Raw genomic sequence first — 8,284 nt, 5'->3', positions numbered from 1 at the left:
CCGAGGCTGTGTGAAAACCCAACCCTAACCCGCTACCCAAAACTAAAATTGCGGCACCTGATTCGAGCGAGGTGCCCATGAAGCGATTCATCGAAGGCGAAGACCGACAACAGGTCACCATGCTACCGGAGTGCCTGGACGACTACATCGCACAAGACAACCCGGTGCGCGTTGTCGATGTGTTTGTCCAAGAGCTGGATCTTCGGGCCCTGGGCTTCGATGGGGTCAATCCTGCTGTCACTGGACGGCCTGCGTACCACCCGGCCGTACTGCTCAAGCTCTACATTTACGGCTACCTCAACCGTATCCAATCGAGCCGCCGCCTGGAGCGCGAAGCCCAGCGCAATGTCGAGCTGATGTGGCTGACCGGGCGCCTTGCGCCGGACTTCAAGACCATTGCGGACTTCCGCCGGAGCAACGGTGCTGGCATCTGCAACGTCTGCAAGCGCTTCATTGCCATGTGCCGACAGTTGAATCTTTTCTCGCAGGCCATCGTGGCGATTGATGGCAGCAAGTTCAAGKCCGTTAACAGTCGCGACCGCAACTTCACGCCTGGCAAGATCGAGGCTCGTCAGCAGCAGATTGAGCAAAGCATCCAGCGTTACCTGCACGCGCTGGAGACCGCTGACCGCACGCAGCCCGCAGAGGTCGAAGCCAAGACAGAACGACTGCAGGAGAAACTAAAAAAGTTGCGTGAGCAGATGCGGCGACTCGACGGTCTGAAAGAGCAATTGACGGGCCTGCCMGATGGCCAGRTCTCCCTCACCGAYCCCGATGCACGCTCGATGGCCACCCAGGCCAAGGGMTCGGGCCTGGTGGGCTACAACGTGCAGACCGCTGTCGATGCCAAGCACCATCTGATCGTCGCGCACGAGGTCACGAACGTCGGCAATGACCGGGCGCAGTTGCACAACATGGCCAGCGCCGCAGACCAGGCCATGGGAAGCCAGGGTTTACAGGTCTTTGCCGACCGAGGCTACTTCAGTGGCCCGCAGCTCAAGGCCTGTGAAGACGCTGACATCACGACCTTCGTACCCAAGCCGATGACATCAAATGCGAAAGCCGAGGGCCGCTTCGACAAAGGCGACTTCATCTACATCGCCAAGGACGACGAGTACCAGTGCCCTGCGGGCGAGCGTGCGATTCATCGGTTCAGAACGGTCGAGAAAGGTTTGAGCCTGAGCATCTATTGGACCAGTGTCTGTCCGCACTGCCCGCTACGTGAGAAATGCACGACCAGCAAATACCGGCGTATCCGGCGATGGGAGCACGAAGAGGTTCTGGAGCGCGTCCAGCAACGATTGGACAGCAACCCCGAGGCGATGACATTGCGCAGATCAACCGTGGAGCATGTCTTCGGCACGCTCAAGCACTGGATGGGCTCGACGCACTTCTTGATGAAGACCCTCAAGCACGTGGGCACCGAGATGAGCCTGCATGTGCTGGCCTACAACCTCAAGCGGGTGATGGGTGTGATGGGTACAGCGCAGATGATGGAGGCAATGCGGATGGCGAAGGCGTGAGGCCTTTGTGTTGCCCTCTACAGGCCGAGAAGGCCTTCAGGAAGGCGTCAAAAGGCTCCATGTGCGCCAGAAACGGCACTACAGCAGTGCTGATGAGAAATGTGGATCAGAGTGACGCAGTACGGGGCTGGCCCGCATCCTCGTTGAGCGTTTCCACACAGCCTCCNCCAGAAACGGCACTACAGCAGTGCTGATGAGAAATGTGGATCAGAGTGACGCAGTACGGGGCTGGCCCGCATCCTCGTTGAGCGTTTCCACACAGCCTCGGCTGATAGCAGTCGTCGATGTTCAGCCGTTCACTGACTGCATATGTTCATACCGGACACTGGCAACTATCGGGGAACAATTCCATGCCACCGCATCCTCGGCACCTGCGTACAGGCTATCAGGCAGCTAGATATTCCCTCTTCATGGACTGAACCAGGTCGGCAGTAGTCGGTAAGGATGTCACCCCCGACACCGAATGCCCCGCACTCCATAGATCCGACCACCGTTGAATGACTGGTCCTTCAGATCCTCCTCCGAATTTGTTGCGCGCTTCCTGAACGGACACTGTCTCGTCCAACGTTTCGGGGTCGAGGCCCACCCGGACGATGGACGGCTTCAAAAAGTTCGCGGGCAACCCGGTGAAGGCGCGTGTGGCGAGCACATCGTCCATGGAGCTTTCCAGAAGCATCTCTTTGTAGTCCGCCGTCGCCATGCTTTCCTGGGTGGCGATGAATCGCGTACCCACACACCCCAGATCGCAACCCAACACGGTCGCGGCGCGCAGTGCCACGCCGTCCGAGAGTCCTCCCGACAACACAATGGGGCCGTCGAACATCTGGCGCACGGCGCGCACAAACGCGAACGGGTTGGCCCAGCCGGTGTGCCCGCCTGCGCCGGACGACAGCAGCACCAGGCCATCGACGCCTGCCTCCACCGCACGCTCCGCATGGTGGAGCGAGGCCACATCGGCAAACACAAGGCAGCCGCCGTCACGCAACGCAGGAATCACCGAAGCGGGAGACCCCACACTGGTGATCACAAGCTCCGCGCCGTGGCGCACGATCAAATCCACTTCGGCCTTGAGGCGTGCGGGGTCGCGCCGCATGATGAGGTTGGGGCAATAAGGCGCTCGGCTGGGCTGTTCTTCGGCTTCGCGCTGAAGCCGCTGCAACCACGCCGCAAACTCGTCCAGCGACGTGCAATTGGCCGTGGGAAACGCACCGATGACGCCGGCCTCGCACGCGGCCGAGACCAGATCAATGCCCGAGACACGCAGCATGGGGGCCGCAATGACGGGCACCACCAGCCGCTCCATGAAAGGCAGTCGGTTCATTCTTGTTCCATTTCGTTCTGTGAATGCATTGCGTGAAGGGCCGCGATGGCCTGCACCGCCTCGTCCACGAGGTCGTTGACGATGGCCTGCAGCGGCTCGATGCGCCTGGCGAATGCGATGGATGGCCCCAGGGAGACCATGCCATGGCGCCAGTCGCCCTGGGTGTAGCAGCGCTCTCGCGCGACGGCTCCGCTGATGAGGCCGCCGAACGCGGCGTGTTCGGTGGCGCCGGTCCGCTCGATGGCCTGGACCTGGCGCGCGGTGTCGTTGAGCAGCACGCGCCAGGTGGTGCCCAGCGACTGCAGCACCCGCACCGTGGAGTGCTCGTCGCAGGTCAGCAGATGCTCCTTGTAGCGGGGGTGCGTCTGGATTTCCTCGCACACCAGAAAGCGGCTGCCGATGAGCACCCCGTCCAGCCCCTGGGCCAGCACCGCGGCCAGTTGCCTGCCGCGGCCGATGCCGCCCCCCAGCACCACGGGCACGCTGAACTGGCCATGGGCGAGCGCCCCCATAAGCATGGTAGGCAGCTCGTTCGTGCCCGGGTGCCCGCCTTCCTCCATGCCGACCAGGGCAATGGCATCGGCACCGGCGCGCACTGCAGAAAGCGCGTGGCGGATTCTGGAGGCTTTGTGAACAACGACGGCGTTGGCCTTATGCAGCGCTTTGATGAGTTCCGCTGGCGCATGTCCTGCTGTCTCGAAGACCTTCACGCCATGCCCCAGACTGGCATCCATCCAGCGCGGAACCATGGAGTTGGCTTCGGGCCGGTGCGAGAGCGTGAGGTTCACGCCAAACGGTTTGCCGTGAGTCAGCTCCGTGCAAAGCGCGAGGGCGTCCCGGAAATCCGCTTCGCTGGCATACGACCGGGGCGTGATGAAGCCCATGCAACCTGCATTCACCAGCGCAGCCACATACCTCGCGTCGGACAGCCACATCAGGCCGCCGCCCAGGATGGGGTGATCGATCCCCAGAAGCTGCGTAATGCGCGTGCGCAGAGCGGCGCCCATGGGTCAGCCCCCCGCAGAACCCAGGGCTGGCGCTCCAGCCAGGTCGATGTCGCCCATCCCCTCCATGGCCACGGGGAAGCGTACCCACGGCATGTCATCACCAGCGGCAAACTTGCCTCGCGAGGCGAAATGCGCTTGAGACGACAGTTCGGCGGGATGAACCACGGGTGCAGCTGGAACGTCATGGCGGCACAGCAGTTCGAAGGCCTCCCGCGATTGCAGCGGCTGCATGGCCTGCCCGATGCGCAGGTTGATCGCGTCGGCCGCCGCCTTGCGGGCCTTGTGCGTGGCGTACTCCGGGCCATCGAAAGGTGCGAGCGGCAGGGCCGCGCACAGCCGCTTCCAGAAATGGTCCTCCAGCGCGGCAATCGACAGGTAGCGCCCATCCTTGCACCGGAACGCGCCGTAGGCGGCCTTCACCAGCGTGGCCTCGCGCTGCGCCTGCACGGTGCGCGCGCCGGCCGAGCGGTAGGCACCCAGCCGCGGGTTCATCCAGTGCAAGGCGCAATCGGCCAGTGCCACGTCCAGGTGCTGCCCCCGGCCCGTGGCTTCGCGCTGGAACAGCGCGGCCAGGGTGGCCGACAGCGCGTACATGGTCCCGCACAGGTCGGCCACCGGCAGCCCGAAACTCTGCACGGGGGCGCCATCGGGCTGGCCCGAGACGGCCAGCACGCCCGCAGCGGCCAGGTAGTTGATGTCATGCCCCGACAGGTCGGCCCAGGGCCCTGTCTGGCCGTAGCCGCTCAGGGATACGTAGATCAGGCGCGGACAGGCCTGGCACAGCGCCGCGGCGTCCAGGCCCAGGCGTGCCATCACCCCCGGGCGGTAGGACTCGATCACCACGTCGGCCGACGCGATCAACTCGCGGACCTGGGCGCGCCGGGACTCGTCCTTGAGGTCCACCAGCAGGCTTTGCTTGCCCCGGTTCACGGCCTCGAAGGCGCCCTGACCCAGGTGCCGGGCATTGTCGCCATGCGGCGGGCGCTCGATCTTGATGATGCGCGCGCCCATCTCTGCCAGGTTCTGCGTCAGGAAGGGCCCCGGCAGCAGCTCACTGAAATCCACCACCGTGATGCCCTGCAGCGGCGGCCGGGCTGTAGCGGCGGTCATGTGGCGGTTCTTTCGATAATCACGGCGTCGAGGGGCAACACGCCCTCGCCTTGCGCGCCAATCCACACGGGGTTGAGGTCCATCTCCTCAATACGGCCTGCGTTCTGCATCACGAAGTCCGAGACGCGCAGCAGCAGCGTCTGCAGCGCCTTCAGGTCTGCAGGCGGGCGGCCGCGTGCGCCTTCCAGCAAGGGGAAGCACCGCATCTCGCGGACCATCGCAGCTGCCTCGCTGGCGGAAAGCGGCAACATGCGCCGGGTGACGTTGCGCAGGATCTCCACGTAGATGCCGCCCAGGCCGAAGGTCATCACATGGCCGAACACCGGATCGCGCGTGACGCCGACCATCAACTCCAGGCCGCCGCTCGGCGCCATTTTCTCGATCAGCAGACCGTCGATGTGCGCTTCAGGCCGGTGGTGCTTCGCGGCCACCATGATGTCCTCCCAGGCTTGGCGCAGCTCGTTAGCGTTCTGAAGACCCACGATGACGCCGCCGATGTCGGACTTGTGCACGATCTGCTCGCTCGCAATCTTGGCCACCACGGGGTAGCCCATGGCGTTGGCCGCCGCGACGGCGTCCTGCGCGGTGGCGGTCAGTGCGTTGGGCAGTAGGGCGATGCCTGCTGCCAGCAGCTGGGACTTGGCTTCGGCCTCGGACAGGCTGCGCGTGGCAGTGGCTTGCGCAAGCACTGCCATGGGGTTCAGCGGCACACGCGCAGCGCTGGCGCGCTTCCAGCGGCCGTATTCGATCCAGCGCTGTATGGCCTTGATGGCCTTGCCCACAGACCGTGGCGGTGCAAACCCGCCTTCGACCAGCATGCGATAGCCCTCGCCCATGCGGTCGCTCATCCAGATGGGAATGATGGGTGTGGCACAGCCCTTTTGCGCCGCGATGATGGTGCGTGCCAGCTGGATCGTGGTGTCGCCATAGTCCAGCGCGATCGGAACGATCACACAGCCCAGATTGGGGTCCACCGCTACCGCGCTCAGCGACTTCTCGATCAATGCCGCATCGCTCAGCACAGCGGCGGTGGTGTCCACCGGGTTGTCCAGCGCGGCGAAGTCGGGCAGCAGATCGGCCAGGACCTGCCGCGTGTGAGGGGCAAACTGAGCGAGGGTCAGGCCTGCGGTGCCCACGGCGTCCGCCGTCAAGGCTGCGGTGCCGCCCGACGAGGTGTAGATGGCCACACCTTCGCTGGGTGCTGGCTCGCCGCGTGCGAACAGCCAGGCGGTATCGACCAGCTCGTCGATATCGTCCACCTCAATCACGCCGCACTGCTTGAACACGGCGCTGTTCACCTCAGCCGATCCGGTTAGGGAGGCCGTGTGCGATTGCGCCGCCTTCTGCCCGTATTCCGACTTGCCCACCTTGAGCGCGATCACGGGCTTGCCGTTGGCGGCGGCAAGGTTCACGGCGGCCACAAACTTTGCGCCATCCTTGATGCCCTCCAGCAAGGTCACGATCACCTTGATGTCGGGAGCATCGGCCATGTAGTGGATGAAGTCAGCCACCTGCAGGTCCACCTCGTTACCGGTAGAGGCCCACAGGCCGATGCCGATGCCCCGGTCCATGGCCTGCATCACGTTGCGTCCCAGTCCGCCGCCCTGCGTGGCCAGGCCGATGGGCCCCTTGACCAGATCGTGCGGGAAAGAGGGCGAGAAGGTCAGGCCCAGGCGATGGTTGACGTTGGTAAGGCCTGGGCAGTTGGGGCCATACAGGCGCATGCCGCCCGCATCGGCAATCTCTTTGAGCCGCACCTGGGCGCGTTCGCCTTCTTCGCCGGCCTCCCCAAAACCTGACGTCAGCACGATGGCAAACAAAACACCTCGCGCTGCGCATTCTTCGGCCACCGCCAGTACGCCCGATGCGGGCACCACGATCACCGCCACGTCCGGCGTTGCGGGCAGCGATGCCACACTGGGCCAGCAGCGATGCCCGCGAATCTCTGCCTTGGTCGGGTTGACGAGGTAAATGTCTCCGTCGAACTCGGAATGGTCCAGCAGATTGGTCAGCGTGCGCTCGCCAATGCTCTGCGGGCGGTCCGAGGCGCCCACAAGGGCAATCGAGCGCGGGCGTATCAGTCGTGAAAGGTCAGTCAATGTTGTCTCCTGGTCGTTATGGGTGCAGCGATGCCGTGGATCAGACAATCGCCGAGATACCCAGGATTTCGCGCCCGGCAATCAAGGTCTGCACTTCGGTGGTGCCTTCGGGAATCGTCCCGCCGCGCGTGTCGCGGAAGATGCGCTCGATGGGGTAGTCGGTGGCGTAGCCCAGGCCGCCGTGCACCTGCAGTGCCATGCTGGCGACTTCGTGTGCGGCCTCGGTGGCATAGAGCTTGGCAATCGAGCATGCGGTGCGCGCATCGGCATTGGCGTCCAGTGCGGCGGCCGCGCGCAGGCTCAGTGCCCGAGCGGCTTCCACGCGGATCGTCATGTCCACGATGAGCTTTTGAACTAGCTGAAAACTGCCGATGGGCTTGCCGAACTGGGTGCGGGTTCGGGCGTAGTCAATGGACAGGTCGAGCGCCGCTTGGGCGGCGCCCACGGCACCCATGGCAATGTTGACGCGCGCGCCGTCCAAGCCCATGAGCATCTTCTTGAGTGCGTTGCCTTCTTCGCCCAGCAGGTTTTCGCGGGGCACCTTGACGTTGTCGAACGCCAGCTCCGCAGTGCCGGTGCTCCGCAACACCATAGTGTCAACATTGCGCACCTCATAAGGCGATACATCACGCTCTACCAAGAAGGTGGAGAGCCCTCCCTGGCAATCGGGGCTGAACGTGCGGGCAACCACGATGCCGAAGTCGCCAAAGGCTCCGTTGGTGATCCACAGCTTGCGGCCGTTGAGGACATAGTGGTCGCCCTGCAGGTCTGCGCGGGTCTGGACCTGCGCAATGTTCGAACCCGTGCCCGGCTCGCTGATGGCGTTGAACACCTTGCGTTCGGATGCCAGCAGGGGCTTCAGGAAGCGTTCGCGTTGCTCTTCATTGGCTTCGGCTGCCAGCTTGTTGATGGCCGCGTTGGTGATGTTCACCATGGTCCGCAGCGACAGCCAGGTGTAGCCCGCCTCTTCCATGAGCATCGCCCAGGTCATCTGGTCCATGTCCATGCCGCCCAATGCCTCGGGCAGACGGCCGCCGATGTATCCGAACTGGGACAGCTCTTTGAGGAGTTCGAAGGGGAAGGTCTTGTCCCGGTCGTGCTGGGCCACGCGGGGTGCGACCTCGCTTTTCATGAAGCGGCGCACGCTGTCGCGCAGCATTTCTTGTTCGGAACTCATCGTTGCATACATGGCTATGTCTCCTGGGTTGAATGCATGGACCCGCC

General features: G+C 63.9%; 6 protein-coding genes. 1 reads left to right on the top strand and 5 read right to left on the bottom strand.

Going from position 1 to position 8,284, the window contains the following annotated elements:
• Nucleotides 1–77 precede the first annotated feature (77 nt).
• Nucleotides 78–1,523, top strand: coding sequence for an IS1182 family transposase (locus ASE39_RS07450; RefSeq protein WP_057270706.1), 1,446 nt, complete (start codon nucleotides 78–80; stop codon nucleotides 1,521–1,523).
• A gap of 385 nt (nucleotides 1,524–1,908) precedes the next feature.
• On the opposite strand, the gene ASE39_RS07445 is transcribed toward ASE39_RS07450, so the two are convergent.
• The 5 genes from ASE39_RS07445 to ASE39_RS07425 are packed head-to-tail and all read right to left on the bottom strand — an operon-like array spanning nucleotide 1,909 to nucleotide 8,249.
• Nucleotides 1,909–2,844 carry a nitronate monooxygenase gene (locus ASE39_RS07445; protein ID WP_057270705.1) on the bottom strand — a complete coding sequence of 312 codons (936 nt, stop codon included), beginning with the start codon at nucleotides 2,842–2,844 and terminating at the stop codon, nucleotides 1,909–1,911.
• On the bottom strand, nucleotides 2,841–3,851 hold the full coding sequence (locus ASE39_RS07440; RefSeq protein WP_057270704.1) for a nitronate monooxygenase: 1,011 nt from the start codon (nucleotides 3,849–3,851) through the stop codon (nucleotides 2,841–2,843). Before ASE39_RS07440 ends, ASE39_RS07445 begins: the two co-directional genes overlap by 4 nt.
• Nucleotides 3,852–3,854: 3 nt before the next feature.
• Complete coding sequence (locus tag ASE39_RS07435; RefSeq protein ID WP_057270703.1) at nucleotides 3,855–4,961, bottom strand: CoA transferase; 1,107 nt, start codon at nucleotides 4,959–4,961, stop codon at nucleotides 3,855–3,857.
• Complete coding sequence (locus ASE39_RS07430) at nucleotides 4,958–7,060, bottom strand: acetate--CoA ligase family protein (protein ID WP_057270702.1); 2,103 nt, start codon at nucleotides 7,058–7,060, stop codon at nucleotides 4,958–4,960. The genes ASE39_RS07435 and ASE39_RS07430 overlap by 4 nt, the downstream gene beginning before the upstream one ends.
• Nucleotides 7,061–7,100: 40 nt before the next feature.
• Complete coding sequence (locus tag ASE39_RS07425; protein ID WP_057228300.1) at nucleotides 7,101–8,249, bottom strand: acyl-CoA dehydrogenase family protein; 1,149 nt, start codon at nucleotides 8,247–8,249, stop codon at nucleotides 7,101–7,103.
• Nucleotides 8,250–8,284: the final 35 nt, after the last annotated feature.

This window comes from Acidovorax sp. Root267, assembly GCF_001429215.1.
Taxonomy (GTDB): domain Bacteria; phylum Pseudomonadota; class Gammaproteobacteria; order Burkholderiales; family Burkholderiaceae_C; genus Acidovorax; species Acidovorax radicis.
The sequence above is the reverse complement of the archived record's forward strand: the minus strand, read 5'-3'. Positions and strand labels throughout refer to the sequence as shown.